The 19,224-nt window shown below is 51.7% G+C and carries 15 protein-coding genes; 7 read left to right on the top strand and 8 right to left on the bottom strand.

Annotation, left to right across the window (positions count from 1 at the left end; translation table 11 throughout):
- Positions 1-15 precede the first annotated feature (15 nt).
- From AB1N33_RS00800 to AB1N33_RS00810, 3 genes are all read left to right on the top strand, one after another.
- The gene (locus AB1N33_RS00800) at positions 16-2,724 is read left to right on the top strand and encodes a TonB-dependent receptor (protein WP_411269621.1); all 2,709 of its coding nucleotides are present in this window, start codon (positions 16-18) and stop codon (positions 2,722-2,724) included.
- Positions 2,725-2,811: 87 nt separating this feature from the next.
- Positions 2,812-4,776 carry a tetratricopeptide repeat-containing sulfotransferase family protein gene (locus AB1N33_RS00805; protein ID WP_411269622.1) on the top strand — a complete coding sequence of 655 codons (1,965 nt, stop codon included), beginning with the start codon at positions 2,812-2,814 and terminating at the stop codon, positions 4,774-4,776.
- Between the two features lie 62 nt (positions 4,777-4,838).
- Positions 4,839-5,009, top strand: a complete 171-nt coding sequence (locus tag AB1N33_RS00810; protein WP_411269623.1) for a hypothetical protein — start codon at positions 4,839-4,841, stop codon at positions 5,007-5,009.
- Positions 5,010-5,069: 60 nt separating this feature from the next.
- On the opposite strand, the gene ppsR is transcribed toward AB1N33_RS00810, so the two are convergent.
- A complete protein-coding gene (ppsR, locus tag AB1N33_RS00815) occupies positions 5,070-5,882 on the bottom strand; it encodes a posphoenolpyruvate synthetase regulatory kinase/phosphorylase PpsR (RefSeq protein WP_411269624.1) in 813 nt (270 codons plus the stop codon).
- 209 nt (positions 5,883-6,091) lie between these two features.
- On the opposite strand from ppsR, the gene ppsA reads away from it, so the two are divergent.
- Positions 6,092-8,464 (top strand): phosphoenolpyruvate synthase, encoded by a 2,373-nt coding sequence (gene ppsA, locus AB1N33_RS00820; RefSeq protein ID WP_411269625.1) that lies wholly within the window; start codon positions 6,092-6,094, stop codon positions 8,462-8,464.
- Between the two features lie 131 nt (positions 8,465-8,595).
- Entirely contained in the window at positions 8,596-9,426 is an 831-nt protein-coding gene (locus AB1N33_RS00825; protein WP_411269626.1) for an HAD family hydrolase, read from the top strand.
- Here the strand turns inward: AB1N33_RS00825 and AB1N33_RS00830 are convergent.
- From AB1N33_RS00830 to AB1N33_RS00840, 3 genes are all read right to left on the bottom strand, one after another.
- Positions 9,421-10,158, bottom strand: coding sequence for a hypothetical protein (locus tag AB1N33_RS00830; RefSeq protein ID WP_411269627.1), 738 nt, complete (start codon positions 10,156-10,158; stop codon positions 9,421-9,423). The genes AB1N33_RS00825 and AB1N33_RS00830 overlap by 6 nt on opposite strands.
- A gap of 81 nt (positions 10,159-10,239) precedes the next feature.
- Positions 10,240-10,917, bottom strand: a complete 678-nt coding sequence (locus tag AB1N33_RS00835; RefSeq protein ID WP_411269628.1) for a hypothetical protein — start codon at positions 10,915-10,917, stop codon at positions 10,240-10,242.
- 137 nt (positions 10,918-11,054) lie between these two features.
- Positions 11,055-11,270, bottom strand: coding sequence for a PGPGW domain-containing protein (locus AB1N33_RS00840; RefSeq protein WP_411269629.1), 216 nt, complete (start codon positions 11,268-11,270; stop codon positions 11,055-11,057).
- A gap of 193 nt (positions 11,271-11,463) precedes the next feature.
- Here AB1N33_RS00840 and ydiJ point away from each other — a divergent pair, with 193 nt between their 5' ends.
- Positions 11,464-14,514 (top strand): D-2-hydroxyglutarate dehydrogenase YdiJ, encoded by a 3,051-nt coding sequence (ydiJ, locus tag AB1N33_RS00845; protein WP_411269630.1) that lies wholly within the window; start codon positions 11,464-11,466, stop codon positions 14,512-14,514.
- A 10-nt stretch (positions 14,515-14,524) separates the two neighbouring features.
- Positions 14,525-14,950, top strand: a complete 426-nt coding sequence (locus tag AB1N33_RS00850; protein WP_411269631.1) for a DUF4826 family protein — start codon at positions 14,525-14,527, stop codon at positions 14,948-14,950.
- Here AB1N33_RS00850 and AB1N33_RS00855 read toward each other — a convergent pair.
- The 4 genes from AB1N33_RS00855 to purB all read right to left on the bottom strand — a co-directional run bounded on the left by AB1N33_RS00855 (position 14,947) and on the right by purB (position 19,219).
- Positions 14,947-15,405, bottom strand: coding sequence for a GNAT family N-acetyltransferase (locus AB1N33_RS00855; protein ID WP_411269632.1), 459 nt, complete (start codon positions 15,403-15,405; stop codon positions 14,947-14,949). The two genes, AB1N33_RS00850 and AB1N33_RS00855, sit on opposite strands and share 4 nt — an antisense overlap.
- An 18-nt stretch (positions 15,406-15,423) precedes the next feature.
- On the bottom strand, positions 15,424-16,557 hold the full coding sequence (locus tag AB1N33_RS00860) for a JmjC domain-containing protein (protein ID WP_411269633.1): 1,134 nt from the start codon (positions 16,555-16,557) through the stop codon (positions 15,424-15,426).
- 9 nt (positions 16,558-16,566) lie between these two features.
- Positions 16,567-17,787 carry an adenylate/guanylate cyclase domain-containing protein gene (locus AB1N33_RS00865; protein ID WP_411269634.1) on the bottom strand — a complete coding sequence of 407 codons (1,221 nt, stop codon included), beginning with the start codon at positions 17,785-17,787 and terminating at the stop codon, positions 16,567-16,569.
- A gap of 64 nt (positions 17,788-17,851) precedes the next feature.
- On the bottom strand, positions 17,852-19,219 hold the full coding sequence (purB, locus tag AB1N33_RS00870) for an adenylosuccinate lyase (protein WP_411269635.1): 1,368 nt from the start codon (positions 19,217-19,219) through the stop codon (positions 17,852-17,854).
- Positions 19,220-19,224 lie beyond the last annotated feature (5 nt).

Here is a 19,224-nt window from a genome sequence, read left to right on the forward strand (position 1 = left end):
AAGGAAACACACATCATGCGAAAATCACAGCTAAGTTGCGCCATTGTTGCGGCACTGGCAGCGACCCCGCTGGCTGCGCAGGAAACCACTGCACAGTCGAAATCAAAGATTGAAACCATTGAAGTCACGGCAACAAAACGTACAGAGTCTATTCAGGATGTGCCTGTCTCTGTCACGGCGCTGGATGGTAAAGCGCTGGAAAACCTGGGTGTAGATAATTTCCAGGAGTACGTCGAGTTTTTACCTAACGTCGTATTCCAGGGCACCGGCCCGGGTCAGAATGAAATCTATATCCGTGGTGCGGCTACCACGCAATCCAACATCAACCTGTCATCTGTTCAGGCGCTGCAACCCTCTGTTGCTTTTTACTTAGATGAGATGCCCGTGTCGATGGCGGGCCGAAACCTGGATGTTTACGCTACTGATGTTCAGCGCGTTGAGGTGCTGCCCGGACCACAGGGTACGCTGTTCGGCGCCAGCTCTCAGGCCGGTACCGTGCGCATGATCACCAAAAAACCGGATCATATGGGTTTTTCTGCTGGCTTTGACACCAACATTGGCTTTACCAAAGACGGCGAAATGAGTAACGCTGTTGAAGCGTATATGAATATGGCGCTGACCGACGAACTGGCAGTGCGTGTTGCAGCCTATACCGACTTCCAGGGCGGCTGGATTGACAACATCCGCAATGTGCCTGGTGAAGGCGGGTATATTGGCAGTGCCCAGGTAATCAGCCGAATTTCTGGCGGCGTGCTGGCAGACCCTGCCGGTATGGACGCAAACCGCATCACCAACCCGGCGATTTCGTCTATGAGCGATGCTGCGGTTGTGTCACCTAACAACGACCAGCTGGTTGAGGACGACTTCAACGATGCAACCTACTCAGGTGCGCGTTTTGGCCTGTCTTATATTTTCAACGAGCGTTGGGACCTGCTGGTACAGCATACCCAGCAAACTCTGGATACCGAAGGGGTATTTGCCTACGATCCTAACCTTGATGGTGAACAGTCGGCTAACCGCTTCCAGCCTGACGAGAACCGCGATGAGTTTGGCCTGACAACCTGGACACTGGAAGGCCGTCTGGACAAGCTGGATATGGTATATACCGGCGGTTACCTTGACCGTGAAATTGACACCCTGACCGACTATACCGGCTACACTAACGGTGGTCTGTTCTCGGCGTACTATGTGTGTAACCACTATGATACGCCAGACAATCCGGCAGACGAGCGCTGCCTGGATCCAACCAAGTTTATGCGTGAAGACACCACGTCAACGCGTACCACCCATGAACTGCGTTTCAATACCACCATGGACACACCATGGCGGGTAACGGCTGGCCTGTTCTACGACGAGCAGGAAATAAAAACCGTGGGGCAGTTTAAAATTGCCAACACCGAAATGAGTACGTTTGGGTTTGATAACCTGCAGCGTACGCTGGTGGGTAATGAAGGCATTAACAGTGATGGCGGCCCGTTCCCGTCTGAAATCAGTTTCATTAACGACATCACACACACCATTGAACAGATTGCGGTCTTTGGTCAGCTAGAATACGACATTACCGACACGCTGACGGCAAGTATTGGTGCCCGCTGGTACGAAATTGATGATATCTATAAAGGGTCAACCTCGACCGTAGACGTAACCCGCCGGGTACGTGCGTTCGGCTCGCTGAATCCGGATGAGCTGGCGGCAGTCGGTGAAGATCCCGACGCGGTGCTGGCAGCGGTTGAAAGTGGTCAGCTAGAGGTATCTGAGCTGGGCTCTGATGGCGTGCTGACGGTCAGCGACACTATCTTTAAGTTCGGTCTTGACTGGAAAGTCACCGATGATGTGCTGCTGTTTACCACCTACTCGGAAGGTTTCCGTCCGCCGGTAACCAACCGCGTTGGTGGTGGTCTGGCAACCAATCAGTCCGGACAGTTCGAAAACTTCCGTATTCCGGTTTACTCCACCACTGATACGCTGGATAACTACGAACTGGGTATGAAGGGAGACTTCTTTGACGGTGTGCTGCGCGTTAACGCGACCGCGTACTACTCGGAGATCACCGACCTGCAGACCTCGCGCTTCGACCCGACGAATATCAGCTTTCTGGTATTTACTGACAACGTAGGTGACGCGGAAATAAAAGGTCTGGATGCCGATATTACCTGGCTGGCAACCGATGATTTGGTCGTAACCGCAGCGTTCAGCCTGCTGGATACCGAACTGACCCGCATCAATGAGGAGCTTAACGGTATCTCACCTGGTGTTGGCGCTGAACTGCCGTATTCAGCAAACTTCTCAGGTAACGTGGCTGCACGCTACTTCTTTGAGCTGGACGGCGGTAAACGTGGTTATGTCAATGCATCTGTATCCTATACCGGCGACCGTCTTGCCGGTATGGCAATGGACGCCTACGTAATGGAAGATGCGACCCGCCTCATCTACGGTACCGGATCTGGTCTGAAGATTGAGGACGAAGCTGCCGTATACGAGGGGGCAACCTACACTGATGCCAACGGTAACACCTTCCGTGGGGGTCGTTATGTGCAGGAATCGTACGTACTGACCAACATTGCTGTTGGCGTTACCAACGACGTCTGGAAAGCGGAACTGTATATCGACAACCTGTTCGATGAGCGTGCCATGCTGAACATTGACACGCAGCAGTTTACGCCGAAAGTCGTGACAAACCGCCCAAGAACCATTGGTCTGCGTTTGTCGTATGATTACTATTAACGCCAGACGGACGTAAACGTTATAGTGGTGCGGCAAGCTAACAGCTTGCCGCTTTTCTTTGTATGAATGGATGCCGGTATTCGTATTATGAGCAGTACGCCACAACAGATCCTCAATACTATTAAACAGGCTATCAGTCAGTCACAGTTCGATCACGCGCTGACGCACATCGGGCAAGCGCTTGGTGACAACCCGTCAGACGCGATGAAAGATGAACTGCTTTATATGAAAGCGGTGGCCTTGCGACTGTCGTCGCAGACACAGGCTGCGCTTAATGTGCTGGAAAACCTGTTGGACAGACGACCAGACTATGGACGGGCATATCAGGAAAAAGCGTATTGCTATCAGCTCCTGAACCAGCCTCAGGATGCCGCGACGTGCTTTTACCGGGCTACGCGTTTTAACGCCGCGTTGCTGCCGGCCTGGAAGCAACTGCTTAAAATCTATCAGGCCGCACAAAACCATGATGCGGTTGCCCTGGCTACACAGCAAATTAATTACCTTCAGAGCCTGGCTCCGCCAGTACTGGGCGCGCTGGATCTGATGCATGAGGGCCAGTTGCACAAAGCCGAGGCGGTATGCCGTCAGTTTCTGCAGCAACAGCCTCATGAGCCCGAAGCCATGATGCTGCTGGCCGAAATTGGCATTCGGCTGAAAGTCTACCATGATGCAGAATTTCTGCTGGAAAGCTGTGTGGCCCTGTATCCGGACAACGACCGGGCCGCCGCAGCTTACCAGACGTTATTGTCGCGACTGGGCAAATACCCACAGGCGGTGTCGCTAGCGCGCGAGCGTCTCAAACGTCAGCCTGATAATGCGGTCATTCAGATAGCACTGGCCAACGCCCTGGTGGGAGTAGGTGAGCTGGACGAAGCGATTGCGCTGTATCAGGCGCTGCTCGACAGTGATAACGACAGACCAGCGGTCTGGCTGTCACTGGGGCATGCGTTAAAAGCACGGGGTGATTTGGGCGAGGCGATTGATGCGTACCGGCAGTCAGCGCAGTTTATGCCTGACTTTGGTGACGCTTACTGGAGCCTGGCCAATACCAAAACCTATGCATTCTCCAGCGACGACATTACGGCCATGAAAGACATGGAATCACGTTCAGACACGGGGCTGGAGGATCGGATCCACTTTTGTTTTGCACTCGGCAAAGCCTTTGAGGATCGGCGTCGCTATAAAGAGTCGTTCAGTTACTACGAACGCGGTAACGCGTTAAAGAAAAAGCTGATTCAGTTTGATATTGAACGCACCGAACAGGCCATGCAGGCGCAAAAGGCCGCGTGTCCTGCCAGCCTGTTTGCTCATCAGACAGGCTGTGATGCCCCCGATCCTATTTTTATCGTTGGATTACCCCGTGCGGGCTCAACACTGCTCGAACAGATCCTGGCGTCACATTCGCAGGTCGACGGCACAATGGAGCTGCATGATATTCTGGGTATTGCCTCGCGGCTCAGCGGCGGGAAAACGCCTTACCCCTACAACCTTGCTGAACTGGACGCGGCCAGCTGTAAAAAACTGGGTGAACTGTATATTGAGCAGACCCGCAGCTACCGACAGGGGGCGCCATTCTTCATTGATAAAATGCCAAATAACTTTATCCATATTGGCCTGATAAAGCGCATTTTGCCCAATGCCAAAATTATTGACGCCCGTCGCGACCCGTTTGCGTGTTGCTTCAGCGGCTACAAACAGTTGTTTGGTGATGGTCAGGAATTTAGCTACTCGCTCAGTGATATTGGCCGCTATTACATGGGCTATGTTGATTTGATGGATCACTGGCATCAGGTGCTGCCAGGCGAGGTTCTGACCGTACAGCACGAAGATGTGCTTGCTGATCTGGAAGGGCAGGTCAGACGACTGCTGGACTTCTGTGGCCTGCCGTTTGAACAGGCGTGTCTGGATTTTCACAAAACCAAGCGTGTGATCAAGACGCCCAGTTCAGAACAGGTGCGTCAGCCCATTTATACGTCGGGCATGACGCAGTGGGAAAACTACAAAGCGCACCTGATGCCGCTATTCGATGCGCTTAACCGGTATTCAGAGTAATGAAGTGGTGTCTGCAGTAACCTGAATCTTCGTGCGGTTGATCATGATAGCAGTGCAAGGTAGTGTTTATCGATTTTCACCCTGTTGGTCATGCCATGTTTTTTGAAAAAAGAACGCAACAACCTCTCGATTTTAAAAGCACAGAGACAAAACGCGCTTTTGTTTCTGGAATGCTGATTGGGGGCGGTGGTGTGATGATTATTGCCGGCTGTTTAGAAATGATTCTGGGCTGATATACACAAAGGAGGGCAGGCACTCACGAGAGACTGCCTCCTTTGATGATACTGTCTGTCTTAGTACTTACGCCGCTGTAATCCGGTTTCTGCCAGTATTTTTGCTGAAATTTCCTCCACCGAGTATTTGGTGGAGTTCAGGAACGGAATTTTTTCCCGGCGGTACAGGTTTTCCACTTCCCTCAGTTCCATGCGGCATTGCTGCAGTGATGCGTAGCGGCTGTTCGCCCGGCGCTCAGAGCGGATTTGATGCAGTCGTTCCGGCTGAATGGTTAGTCCGAACAGTTTGTCTTTAAAGCGTCGGAGCGCGGAGGGCAGTCTAAGCATATCGCCCATATCTTCTTCTGTGAACGGGTAATTCGCCGCCTTGATACCGTACTGAAGCGCCAGATAGAGGCTGGTGGGCGTTTTCCCCGAGCGGGATACGCCAACCAGAATGATATCCGCCTCATGATAGTCTTTGAGGTTGGAACCATCGTCGTTAGCCAGTGCGTAGTTTACCGCTTCGATACGAATGTCATAGGTGGTTTCATGAATACTGTGAGTTCGATGCTTTTCCGGTTTTGATGGTACGCCCAGCACTTTTTCAAGCGGGGCGACAAACTGGTCAAGGAAGTTATAATTAATACCCACTGATTTTGCGATGATTTTTCTGACATCGACATTCACAATTGTATAAAAAACGAGCGGCCTTTCTCCGGTATCTTGAAAACTTTCAGAAATTTTATCGAGAATTTTGAATGCCTGTTCTTCCGTTTCAATGAAAGGATAGGTTTTATGATTGAACTGAACCGGGAACAAAGACAGCAGGGCGTGCCCAAAGACCTCTGCAGTAATGGCGGTGCCATCTGAAATATAAAAAGCTGTACGCACAACATTTCCTTAACGTTGTTGTAATTTAATTACAAGACGAATAAAAATTTTACTTATCAATTTTCCCCATTCTAAGATGAAACCGTCGAAAAGCCAGTAGTGACGCGAAATACCGTTGCTGCTGCATAACCTAACGTTCTGATATGGCTTTATAATAAACCAGTGCCATACTCAGAACTCGCTGGAAATACACGCTGGAGGCTAGGGCAGTGCAAGAATACGTACTTTGGTATCAGGAATTGGGCATGCACGACGTAGGTCGCGTTGGGGGCAAGAATGCATCGTTGGGTGAAATGATCTCCAACCTTGCCAACGCAGGTGTACAGGTGCCCGGCGGTTTTGCCACCACAGCCGATGCATTTAATGAATTTTTGGAGCAAAGCGGACTGGATGCTCGCATCCACGAGGTGCTTGATTCACTGGACGTGGATAACGTTAATGCGCTGACGGAAGCCGGAAAAATGATTCGTCAGTGGATCATTGACACACCGTTCCAGGGCGAACTGGAAAAAGCCATTAAAGAAGCGTTTGACACACTGGTTGGTGATGCCGGCGATGATGCATCGTTTGCAGTACGCAGTTCAGCCACCGCCGAAGATATGCCTGACGCGTCGTTTGCAGGTCAGCAGGAAACCTTCCTTAACGTAAAAGGTTACGACGCGGTGCTGGTGGCGATTAAGCATGTATTTGCCTCTCTGTTCAACGACCGCGCTATCTCTTACCGCGTACACCAGGGCTACGATCATAAAGGTGTGGCGCTGTCAGCGGGTATTCAGCGCATGGTGCGAAGCGATATCGCATCATCAGGTGTTATGTTCACAATTGATACTGAGTCTGGCTTCGAAGATGTCGTCTTTATTACCAGCTCTTACGGTCTGGGTGAAATGGTTGTGCAGGGTGCGGTTAACCCGGATGAATTCTATGTGCACAAGCCAACCCTGAATAAAGGCCTGCCCGCCATTGTGCGCCGTAATCTTGGCAGCAAGATGACCAAGATGGTGTACTCAGACGATGAGTCGCACGGTAAACAGGTGTCGATCATTGATGTCGAGCGCAGCGATTCGATGCAGTTCTCACTGACCGACGAGGAAGTGATGGAACTGGCAAAACAAGCGCAGATCATCGAAAAGCACTATCAGCGTCCTATGGATATTGAATGGGCAAAAGACGGCACTGACGGCAAGCTGTATATCGTTCAGGCGCGCCCGGAAACGGTACGCAGCCGTGAAGATTCACAAAGCATTGAGCGCTTCCAACTGAAAGGCCAGAGCAACATCGTCTGCGAAGGTCGCGCTATCGGTCACAAAATTGGTGCCGGCGAGGCGAAAGTGCTGGCGTCTATTGAGGAAATGGACAAAATCCAGGCGGGTGATGTGCTGGTCACTGATATGACCGACCCGGACTGGGAACCTATCATGAAGAAGGCCTCAGCCATTGTCACCAACCGCGGTGGCCGTACCTGTCATGCCGCTATCATTGCGCGTGAGCTGGGTATTCCTGCAGTAGTCGGTTGCGGCAATGCAACGCAAACCATTAAAACCGGTGACAAGGTTACGGTATCCTGTGCCGAAGGTGATACCGGTTATATTTATGGTGCAGAGCTCGACTTTGACGTGGTTACCTCGCGCATTGATGCAATGCCTGATCTGCCGCTGAAAGTGATGATGAATGTGGGTAACCCGGATCGCGCGTTCGACTTTGCCCGTCTGCCCAACAAAGGGGTTGGTCTGGCCCGTCTGGAGTTCATCATCAACCGTATGATTGGTGTCCACCCCAAAGCGCTGCTGAACTTTGACAGCCAGCCGGAAGAACTGAAAGAAGAAATCGGCGACATGATCGCGGGTTATGAGTCACCAACCGAGTTTTATATCGAAAAACTGGTTGAGGGTATTGCGACTATCGGCGCGGCGTTCTCGCCAGAGAAAGTCATTGTGCGTATGTCTGACTTTAAGTCGAACGAGTACTTCAATCTGGTTGGTGGTTATCAGTATGAGCCGGACGAAGAAAACCCGATGCTGGGTTTCCGTGGTGCCAGCCGCTACATCTCAGAAGACTTCCGCGACTGCTTTGCGCTTGAATGTGAAGCCATTAAGCGGGTTCGTAACAAAATGGGCCTCACCAATGTTGAGATCATGATCCCGTTTGTACGTACGCTGGAAGAAGGTCGCAAGGTTATCGAACTGCTTGAAGAGCAGGGGCTGAAAAAAGGCGAAAACGGCCTGCGCATTATTATGATGTGCGAACTGCCGTCAAACGCACTGCTGGCCGATCAGTTCCTGGATATCTTTGATGGTTTCTCAATTGGCTCAAATGACCTGACACAGTTAACACTGGGTCTGGACCGCGACTCAGGTCTGATTGCACACCTGTTCGATGAGCGTAACGATGCCGTCAAAGCGTTGTTGTCGATGGCGATTCAGGCGGCCAAAAAGCGTGGCAAGTATGTTGGGATCTGTGGTCAGGGACCGTCCGACCATGAAGACTTCGCTGCGTGGCTGGTTGACGAAGGGATCGATTCAGTGTCACTGAACCCGGACACCGTCGTTGAAACCTGGCTCTACCTGGCCGAGAAACACGGTTAACTTTCATAAACGTAAAAACGGGCTCACACGAGCCCGTTTTTTGTTTTAGTAACGCCTAAAAGCCGGGTCATTAAACGTTTCATCGCATTGCAACGTAATCCGGATAACTACAAGAAAACGTATCGGCAAACATGGATCTCATCTTTTTTGACTTAGACGGCACATTACTTAACCGGCAATCAGAACTCAGCATTTATACGCGCGAGACATTAACGCTGCTTAGAGAAAACGGCATTGCCTACACGGTGGCGACAGGCCGAACTATGCAGTCTGCACAGCGACTGATTAGCGGACACTTTTTCGATTTGCCGAACATCTACAATAATGGCGTGACTGTCTGGAACCCTCGTGACAATGCGCTGAGGCTGAGTAATCTGCTAAGCAGCAGCGAGGTGAGTTTTATTCTTGAAAGTGCCCGCGAGCGTGGGCTTGCCCCGTTTGTTAACACGGTAACAACCGGCGCCGGCCAGCATCAGCACGTTGTGTTTCATGGTCAGGCACGCCACGCCATCGAGAAAGAACTGATTCACGCCTATTTTTCCCGTCATGACCTGTCATTAGTTGCCAGTCTGAAGATCCCTGCCACGAGTAGTGTTACCAATATCAGCATGATTGGTGAAAAAGACACCATTAAACAGGTGTACGACATCATGATTCAGGCGCCGGGCCTGATTGCCTATTCAGGCCCTGCTGTGGAGGGGGATCGCTACAGCTGGATTGATATTCATCATGAACGTGCCAACAAAGGCAGCGCGGTTGCGTCACTGAAAAATGAACTGGGAGCGACCAACGTCATTTGTTTCGGTGACAGTGATAATGACATCAGTATGTTTAAACTGGCAGACGAATGTTACGCGCCAGAGAATGCCAGGGACGACATAAAGCAAATTGCCAGTGAGGTCATCGGTCATCATGATGAAGACGGGGTAGCCCGCTTTTTACGGGCGAGGTTTGGTTTATAGGCTATTCACTATTTTTACTGCCCAATCTCCCCACGCCTGTGTTTTAAACACGGTATTCATGGCGGTAGCAAGCACAATAAATAAACCAAATGACACCAGTGTACTCATGTAAATGCGACGGCTTACCTTCACGTCATAGGCCATAAGCATGGCGTAAGTCAGAAACATAAATACAAACATCGAATAGCCTGGCAATCCCAGAATATGGGTAACGCGATTAAGACCTTCGGGCATCATCTGGATACCAGCGGCAATCATGAACCGTTTGTGATGGACAGGTTTTTTAATGGTAAGTATGCCAAGAAGATAAAGTGCCAGGAAAGTCAGCCACTGGAGAAAAGTGCCGCCTAAGAAACCACCCGCCCGAATTCGGGCCTGGGCGTCTTCCGGGTTAAATATGCCAAATCCCGCCAGCCGATGATAAAACTCGACTGCCATCACCGGGCCGGTAATCAGGATTGCGATGACAATGAAAACGCTCCATTTTCCTAAATACTGGTGTGTGGAATAGTTACCAGCAGCCGACAATCTGATTTGATTCAGAAGAAAGATATACCATGCGGCGCTGCATGCTCCATGTAACCCGGTCCATACCGAGATCCTGTTCAGGCTGTCAGGATTGGCTATCCAGTTTAATGCAAAACCACCAAATACGATCAGCGTGATAAACAGTGAGAAAAACCACAAAAAACGGGTATCGTCAGAACGGCTGTGTGATGTAGCGACTTTCATGACATTAACTCCATGTCCATGAGCTTAGCGGTTCAGTTAATGGCTGACCCACGTCATCTGCAACTGCCGCAGGGGACAACCCTATTCAGCATGAGGGGCAGCCGTTGGCTTCGCGGACGTGTCCGTATTATAGTGACTTAACATAACGACACCCAACCAGACAAACCATATTATCTGGGTGATACCAAAAAGCGCCGTGAAGATATCATCAGGGTAGGTTGTCGCAAGTCCACACACGCCAACAATGATACCAAGGTAGTTCAGTGTCTTCGGAAAGGCGGCTGTGTTTAACGCTGCGATGCTCACGAGCAACACCCAAAGTCCGCCAACGAGTTCGTTGCCGCCCCCGAGACTTTCAATCAGTACCGAAACGATGCGCCACAGGTCAAATGCATCGTCAGCAGATGAGTCCATCAGATCAATGGCATGCGAAAGCCCGATAGTTGCCAGCATACCACTTGCAATAACGAGAACGACCCATACAAGGCCAAATACAGCACCGACCTTTGCAATGACGCTGTTTTTCAGTCTTTCTTGCAAGCCAACCACAATGACCGCGAGAAAGACACCAAACACAGCATACATAAGGAAATAAATTATTGAAAATACGAGCTGGTTTTCTGTCAGATATGCCATTTTATCTGCTGCAGTGCCATCGGCGGGGTATGACCAAATCGCGCCAAAATACACAAAGGCAACCAGATATATCACTGCTTCAATAATGGCTGAAAAGCCGGCCGCTTTTTGTAAATTATTCATAGAACAACATCCGGTGTGCAAAACAGCGACTCACTTTTGGTGATGGAAACAGGACGGTCAATACGTTGGTCGCAAAAAACAACCTACGTACCAATATGTAGAAAAGGGCCGGCAGGCTCGATAACTGGCCCCAGCTTTTAGCGCAGTTTTCGGTTCAGTAAGTATCTGTCTAACCGCCGTGCGCCATGACTCATGCCGCGCTGGGCGTGTCTGAGGTATTTTCTTGCTGCCGGGAAGTCAACGCTAAGCATCACCAGGCCTGCGATAACAAGCAGAATAGATCCCGGCAGAATGGTAAAGATAATGCCGACGGCCACACAAAGCAGTCCTGCAGTCAGTCTGAGTGTTTTCATACGCGCTTCTTTTCAATACAAACCTGTCCAAGCCTAACTATTCACCACGGCCGCCGAAACTGCAACAAAAGGAGTGTAAAGGAATATGTCTGCGCGCACGAAAATGACCGACGAAATTCACCGCAATGGCTAGAGACATCAGCCTGTGGTCGGTATACTAGGCCTCCAGAATGAAGTCAGCAGGGGATTGTCCTTGAGTTTGCCACGCGTAGCACCAGAGCAGTCGGTTGCACAGGAATATCGTACCTATCTAGATGCATTAAAAACAGCCGGATTTTCGGGAGATATCGAATTCAGCTATGCCAGTCGCATGGCGGTGGCCACCGACAATTCCGTGTACCAGAAATTGCCACAGGCGGTGATTTTTCCGCGTAGCGTGAACGACCTGCAGGTTGTCGGTAAACTGGCTTCAGAGCATACCGCCGTCAAATTTTCCGCCCGGGGAGGCGGCACCGGAACCAACGGTCAGAGCCTGACCGACGGTATTGTGGTGGACACCTCGCGTCATATGAACCAGATCCTGGAAATTAACCCGGAAGAGGGCTGGGTGCGTGTGCAATGCGGGGTGGTTAAGGATGCACTTAACGATGCGTTGCGCCCTCACGGCTTTTTCTTTTCGCCAGACCTGTCTACCAGCAACCGCGCTACCATCGGAGGCATGATCAGTACCGATGCTTCCGGGCAGGGATCACTGGTGTACGGTAAAACCAGCGACCATGTGCTGGGTCTTACCTCTGTGCTGGCCAATGGCGACGTACTGGCAACCAGCCCGCTGTCACTGGACGAGGCAAAAGCGCGCAGCGAAGGCACAGGACCCTACGCGCAAATTATTAAACAGGTGCTGGCAACCTGCGTCGAAAAACGTGACGCCATCATTGCTAAGTTTCCTCGCCTGAACCGCTTTCTGACCGGTTATGATTTGGAACATGCCTACGATGCTGACAGGCAGATTATTGATGTCAGCCGTTTGATCACCGGCGCAGAAGGGTCACTGGCGATGGTGGCGGAAGCCAAACTGTCGATTACGCCAATACCGCGCCACAAGGCACTGGTAAATATCAAATACGACTCGTTTGAATCTGCGCTGCGCCATGCGCCGCGGATGATTGCTGCGCAGGCAACGTCGGTTGAAACGGTTGATTCCACCGTGCTGAACCTGGCTAAAACAGACATCATCTGGCACTCCATCTCTGACCTTATCACCGATGTGCCAGACAAAACGCTGCTTGGCCTGAACATGGTTGAATACAACAGCGAAGATGAAGAGGAAATTCAAAGCCGCATAGACCGTCTGGAGGCTGAACTGACCGAAGCGGCCAAAACCGGTGAGTATGGCGTGATTGGCTACCAGGTGACGTTTGATACTGCGGATATTCAGAAAATCTATGCCATGCGCAAAAAGGCGGTAGGGCTGCTGGGTAAAACCAAGGGCGAGAAAAAGCCGGTGGCCTTTGCTGAAGACACCGCCGTTCCCCCTGAGAACCTGGCCGACTTTATTATGGAATTTCGCGATCTGCTTGACGGTCACGGATTGCAGTACGGTATGTTTGGCCACGTTGACGCGGGCGTGCTGCACGTTCGCCCCGCGCTGGATCTGTGCGATCCTGAGCAGGAATCACTGATGCATCAGATTTCTGATGAAGTGGTTGCGCTGGTCGCAAAATACGGCGGCCTGATGTGGGGAGAGCACGGCAAGGGCTACCGCAGTGAATACGGGCCTGCCTTTTTCGGCGATGAACTGTTTACCGAATTACGCAAAATTAAAGGCGCATTTGACCCTCACAATCAGATGAACCCCGGCAAAATCTGTACGCCGCTGGGGTCAGACGAGACACTGGTGAAAGTCAGTGATACTAAGCGTGCGACCTTTGATCGCACCATTCCGATCACGTTTAAGGAAACCTTTGCGCCAGCAATGAGCTGTAATGGCAATGGCCTGTGCTTTAACTATGACACCACGTCACCGATGTGTCCGTCGAGCAAGGTGACCCGCGATCGTCGGCACAGTCCGAAAGGGCGGGCCGGGCTGATACGTGAATGGCTGCGTTTGCTGGCCAGAAACGGGGTTGATGCATCTTTGCTGAATGAAACGTCCATGCGCACATCCTGGTGGCAGCGATTCAGAAATACCCTGCAACAACAAGAGGATTTTTCACACGAGGTGCTTGAGGCTATGAATGGCTGTCTGGCGTGCAAATCCTGCTCAAACCAGTGTCCGGTGAATGTTGACGTTCCCGATTTTCGTTCTAAGTTCCTGTCCATTTATTATCAGCGTTACCTGCGACCACTGAAAGACCATATGGTTGCCAACGTGGAGCGGATGGCGCCGCTGATGGCAAAAATGCCCCGACTGGTTAACTTTTTCCTGGCGCGTGGCTGGTTCCAGTCGCTGATAGAAAAAACACTGGGATACGTGGACACCCCGACATTATCGGTGCCTACGCTGTCGCAACGGGTAAAAGATGCTGCCACACCGTTTAACCTTGAGACACTGGAACAATTGGATGAGGCCAGGCGCCAAAACACCGTGCTGATTGTGCAGGATCCGTTTACCAGCTTTTATGATGCAGGCGTTGTGGCAGACATGGTTTCGCTGGTCCGCCGTCTGGGGATGACGCCGGTGATCCTGCCGTTTAATCCGAATGGTAAACCGGAGCATGTGAAAGGCTTTTTGAACCGGTTCGCAAAAACCGCGTCGAACACGGCAGCGTTTTTATCCCGGGTGGCTGAACTGGGCATGCCGATGGTTGGTGTCGACAGTTCACTTGTGCTTTGCTACCGCGATGAGTATGTTAAGGCGCTGGGTGAAAAACGGGGTGATTTTCATGTACACACCGTGCACGAATTTTTAGCCGCGCTACCTGATAGCTGCTGGCCTGATGCACCTCAGCGGCGAGAAACTCCGCCGCTGGCGCTGCTGGCACACTGTACTGAAAAAACCGCACTGCCTGCCACAGAAAAACAGTGGCAGTCGATTTTCGCCAGGCTACATCAGCCCGTAGACATTGTGTCTGTCGGGTGCTGTGGTATGGCGGGTACGTATGGTCACGAAGCTGATCAGAAAGAAAAATCGCTGGCGATTTATCGTCTTAGCTGGGAGCAGGCGATAGCCCGTTACCCCTCAAACGCGGTGATGGCAAGTGGTTATTCGTGCCGCAGCCAGGTTCACCGGATTGAGCAGTTTAAGCCTGTGCACCCGCTGCAGGCCTTATTACGCTGTATGATTGAACTCCAACAAGAATAAAGAGAACACTATGTCTGAACAAAGTCCATCTGCGCAAATGACTGAAGAGCAAAAAGAAGCGTGGATCAAAGAACAGTTTCAACGCGCTAACAAGCACCTGGCTGAAAACGGTGTGCTGTTTGACACGGTTGTCGCGGATGCCAGTAAGTACCTGATCCCATACCTGTCAGTGTGGAAAATCAAATCAACGGAAAACAAGCAATACTGGGTGATTAGCGGTGATCTGCCCACCGATTTTATGCTGGCAAGCAATGCCAAAGACGCGCGTGAAGCCATTCGCCATTTCTCCATGTCGTGGCAAATGAAAGCGGAAAGTATTCGTCAGACAATGCCGGGCGATGAAACCCAGATGCGCTTTGCTGCATTACTGGAAAACAAAGCAATGAACCTGTTTAACGTGCATGAAAGCGAGCACTTGTGGCGCGAAACGCACTAATGTAGGTGTTCAACGTCAGGTAGTACAAATGCCTGGCTGGAGCAGGCCATTCTCTGACGGGGAATGCCTGCTTCCATAAACACGGGGCCGCATGGCGAAAACCCCAGTGTGCTGTGGTAACGAACGCTGTCCAGATCACAGGTTACTTTCAGTTCGGCCACATTCTGTTTTCTGGCGATGGCGACCAGCGCGCCAAACAGTTTTTTGTACATCGCCAGGTTACGGTAGCGATGAGACACTGCGATTCGGCCAATGTCGCCGTCGCGTGTCAGTCTGCCCGTTGCAATGGGCTGATTTTTTTCATCACTGATAAGTACGTGATACGCACTGCTGTCATGTTCATCGAACTCAGCCTCCTGAGGCAGATGCCACTCGATAACAAAAACCTTTTCTCTTAGCTGTTTAAGTCGATGTTGACCACTTTTCCAATCGACGTTTTCAATATGAAACGCCATGATAGCAACCTGATTGTCTTATTCTGCACACAAGTAAGCCTCAGGGACCCAATACCCCTTATTAATCAGTGTAGACAGTGTTTCGCAGATTGCCAGTGGAGGTGGTGCCGGGAAGATGTTAACGGTAATTGGCTTTCCGCTTAGCAGGCAATCAACCAGCGGCCGGCAGGAAAGCGGAAAAGTCAGTGCTTCGCCATCGATGTACAGGACAACCGGATCAGCCGACAAAGTGTCTTTATACAAAGGCCGGCAACCTGGCTGCGGAACAAACGTCTCGCCTGCTTCCAGCGCTTGCTTTACCCACTGCGCATCAACGGGCTGCGCTTCCGGTATAACCGGTAAAGACTGCTCGCTTAAAAAACACATCAGTGCGTTATCAAAGCTGCTGCTGTCGATGGCGTCATGTAACAGGGCTTTGAGCGCCGCACGTTCCTGGGAGGTCACACAGGCCGGGTTGCGTGTTGTTTTTCGCTGTGCATCCGCAAATCGCGCACTGTTCCCTGATGTGGCAATATGTTCCGCCAGCAGGTGAGACAACCCGGCTGTGTCGGGGGCCCGAAAACCAACAGAATAGGTCAGACAATCTTCCAGCGCGACACCGTCATGCGGCCAGCCCGGGGGAATGTAAAGTACATCACCGGGGGCAAGCTCTACCTCCAGTTCAGCGTCGAATCCCTCAATCTGACATAAGTCAGGGTGTGGCGTCACAGGCGGATAGTCTCCGGGTCTGCCAACGCGCCAGCGGCGACGTCCTTTTCCCTGAACTAAAAAAACATCGTACTGATCATAGTGGGGACCAACGCCCGCGCCGGCAACAGCGAAGCTCACCATCAAATCATCGAATCGCCAGTGGGGCAAAAATGAAAACGGCCGAAACAGGGTAGCCGCTTCGGGAATATGGCGGTCTACCGCCTGAACCAGCAGCGTCCACTGTCCCTGACAAGCGCTTTCAAAGTCGTCAAACGGGCCATGCAGTACATCCCAGTGAGCGCCCTGATGACGAATAATTCTGCTGTCAATATCATCCTCTTGTGCCAGACCGGCAAGATCATGTTCATCAAGCGGGGCAGGATCGCCACTAAAAAGCCCCCGGATGACCATGGGGCGCTGTTGCCAGTAATTTGCAAGAAACGCAGAGGGGTTCAGAGACACAGGATATCCTTAGTGATCAATGTTTGCGGCATTATGCGCTCCGCATGCAGAGGCTTCAACTGTCTCAAGCAGATAGACCCGGGCGGTTCCGCGCTTGGTTTCAACGACGACGTTTTTGCAGTCAATGTTCACATTATCCGCCATTGCCTGGCGCGTACGGGAACAAACCAGAATGCCGTTTTTGGGGGCTGCGCTTTCAAGGGTTGAGGCGTAGTTGACCGTTTTTCCCCAGATGTCCAGCATAGCGTGCTGCTGACCGAGTATACCGGCGGTTGCCGGACCGCACGCAACACCAATGCGGATCTGGCAGGGCAGTGCATACAAACTGGCAACCTGACGAAAGCCAGACAGCAGCGCCAGTGCAAACAGACACATGGACTGACACTGTGCATTGGCCGAATCGGGTTCGCGGGTCAGGCCGGTTGCTGCCATGTATTCATCTCCGTTAGTTTTGAGGCGCATTACCTTATGCTGCATTGCCAGCACATCAAACTCGCGGAACAGCGCATCCAGAATCATCACGGTTTTTTCATCGTCAAGCTCGTCATTCATTTGCTGAAAGCCACTGAGGTCGGCAAACAGGACACAGACCGTCGCAATGCGCCGGGTTTCGCCGGGGGTGAGTGACAGCGTGTTCTGGTTATGATTACCATCACGCAGCGTCTCGAGGGTATGACGGGTGGTGGAGTAAACAGCGCGAAGCTGTGTCCAGCGACGCCGCTGGAGCCGGCCCAGGGTTGCGACCATTGCCAGACTGGCGACACTGAGCGAGACACTGTTTGCCAGCCGGATCATCGCATCACCGGTATTGATACGCATGATTAACATCCACTCCAGAGTCAGAAAAATCGTGATAAATGCCCCCATAACGGCCAGTTGGAGGCGTCGTTCGTGATAGCGAAAAAAGAACGCGCAGGTCAGCACACCTAACAGCAGAAAATGCTGGATGTACAGATCGCGCTGCCAGAGCAGAACGGCACAGATGATATAGCTGCAAAAGACCGTGCATAACAGCAGCCGCACAGTGTTGACGGAGTGCGGGAAGTGGGTCAGCCCGGCAATCACCAACATCAGGGTGGCATGCACGAGCAGGCTGGTGATGATAGCCCACAGGTTAACCGTTGCGTAGACGCATAAGGGAAGCTGAAGCAGCAGTCCCATTGCAACGAGATAAGCGGTAATGCGTAGCTGCTGAGCGATATGTTGCTGACTTGTGGTTATTGGCGACACGGTGCAATCCATAGCAAAAGAGCGGCCTGATGCCGCTCTTTGATAGTATCGCAGTGGTGTCAGATTATAACTGATCGACCAGACGGATTGCGTCGCCAATATATGAGGCAGGGCTGAGGGCTTTAAGCTCTTGCTTGGCTGACTCGGGCATCGCCAGTGCGTCGATAAATTCTGCAATCGCCTGGGCGTTAACCTTTTTACCCCGGGTCAGCTCTTTGAGCTTTTCGTACGGTTTTTCGATGCCGTAACGGCGCATTACCGTCTGGATTGGCTCTGCCAGCAGTTCCCAGTTGCTGTCGAGTTCGGCCTGCAGGCTGGCCTCGTTGACCTCCAGTTTGCTAATGCCTTTCAGCGTTGCCTGGTACGCAATGACCGCATAACCGACGCCAACACCCAGGTTGCGCAGTACGGTAGAGTCGGTCAGATCGCGCTGCCAGCGGGAAACCGGCAGTTTGGTGCTCAGGTGAGCAAACACCGCGTTAGCCAGTCCCAGGTTGCCCTCTGAATTTTCGAAATCGATAGGGTTAACTTTATGCGGCATGGTTGATGAGCCGATTTCACCCGCGACCGTTTTTTGCTTAAAGTGGCCCAGTGCAATGTAGCCCCAGATATCACGGTCGAAGTCCAGCACAATGGTGTTGAAGCGTGATACGGCATCAAACAGCTCAGCAATATAATCATGTGGCTCAATTTGCGTGGTGAACGGATTCCAGGTCAGTCCCAGTGACGTCACAAACTGCTCAGACACGCCGTGCCAGTCCACGTCAGGGTAAGCAGACAGGTGCGCGTTGTAGTTGCCAACCGCCCCGTTGATTTTGCCCAGCAGTTCCACGCTGGCAATCTGAGCGCGCTGACGGCGCAGACGCATGACCACGTTCGCCATTTCCTTACCCATCGTGGTTGGGGAGGCGGGCTGACCATGGGTGCGGGCCATCATAGGAATGGCTTTGAATTCTTTTGCCAGCGCGGTAATTGCATCAATCAGCTGGTCGCAATAGGGCAGCAGCACGGTGTCGCGAGCCTCTTTTAACATCAGGCCATGTGACAGGTTATTGATGTCTTCAGATGTGCAGGCAAAATGAATAAACTCACTGACCGCGTTCAGCTCACTGTTGTCCGCCACTTTCTCTTTGAGGAAGTATTCGACCGCTTTCACGTCGTGGTTGGTGGTGCGCTCAATGTCTTTGATGCGAATCGCATCATCCAGTGAGAAGTTGTCTACGATGCTGTCGAGCAATGCAGAAGACTGCGCTGAAAAGGCCGGTACATCTGAGATCCCTTCGTTTGCAGCCAGCATTTGCAGCCAGCGTACTTCAACCTGAACGCGGTACTTTAGCAAACCGAATTCGCTGAAAATTGTACGCAATACTTCACTTTTGCCGGCGTAGCGACCGTCAATTGGGGAAATTGCGGTTAACTGGGTAAGTTCCACCTTTT

The organism is Alteromonas nitratireducens (genome assembly GCF_040812025.1).
Classification (GTDB): Bacteria; Pseudomonadota; Gammaproteobacteria; order Enterobacterales; family Alteromonadaceae; genus Alteromonas; species Alteromonas nitratireducens.

Excerpts from the sequence above, each read along its gene's own strand:
- AB1N33_RS00855 (WP_411269632.1), bottom strand. The coding sequence starts at position 15,405 with ATGGCGTTTCATATTGAAAACGTCGATTGGAAAAGTGGTCAACATCGA.
- AB1N33_RS00825 (WP_411269626.1), top strand. The coding sequence starts at position 8,596 with ATGGATCTCATCTTTTTTGACTTAGACGGCACATTACTTAACCGGCAA.
- AB1N33_RS00805 (WP_411269622.1), top strand. The coding sequence starts at position 2,812 with ATGAGCAGTACGCCACAACAGATCCTCAATACTATTAAACAGGCTATC.
- AB1N33_RS00850 (WP_411269631.1), top strand. The coding sequence starts at position 14,525 with ATGTCTGAACAAAGTCCATCTGCGCAAATGACTGAAGAGCAAAAAGAA.
- AB1N33_RS00840 (WP_411269629.1), bottom strand. The coding sequence starts at position 11,270 with ATGAAAACACTCAGACTGACTGCAGGACTGCTTTGTGTGGCCGTCGGC.
- AB1N33_RS00800 (WP_411269621.1), top strand. The coding sequence starts at position 16 with ATGCGAAAATCACAGCTAAGTTGCGCCATTGTTGCGGCACTGGCAGCG.
- AB1N33_RS00830 (WP_411269627.1), bottom strand. The coding sequence starts at position 10,158 with ATGAAAGTCGCTACATCACACAGCCGTTCTGACGATACCCGTTTTTTG.
- AB1N33_RS00835 (WP_411269628.1), bottom strand. The coding sequence starts at position 10,917 with ATGAATAATTTACAAAAAGCGGCCGGCTTTTCAGCCATTATTGAAGCA.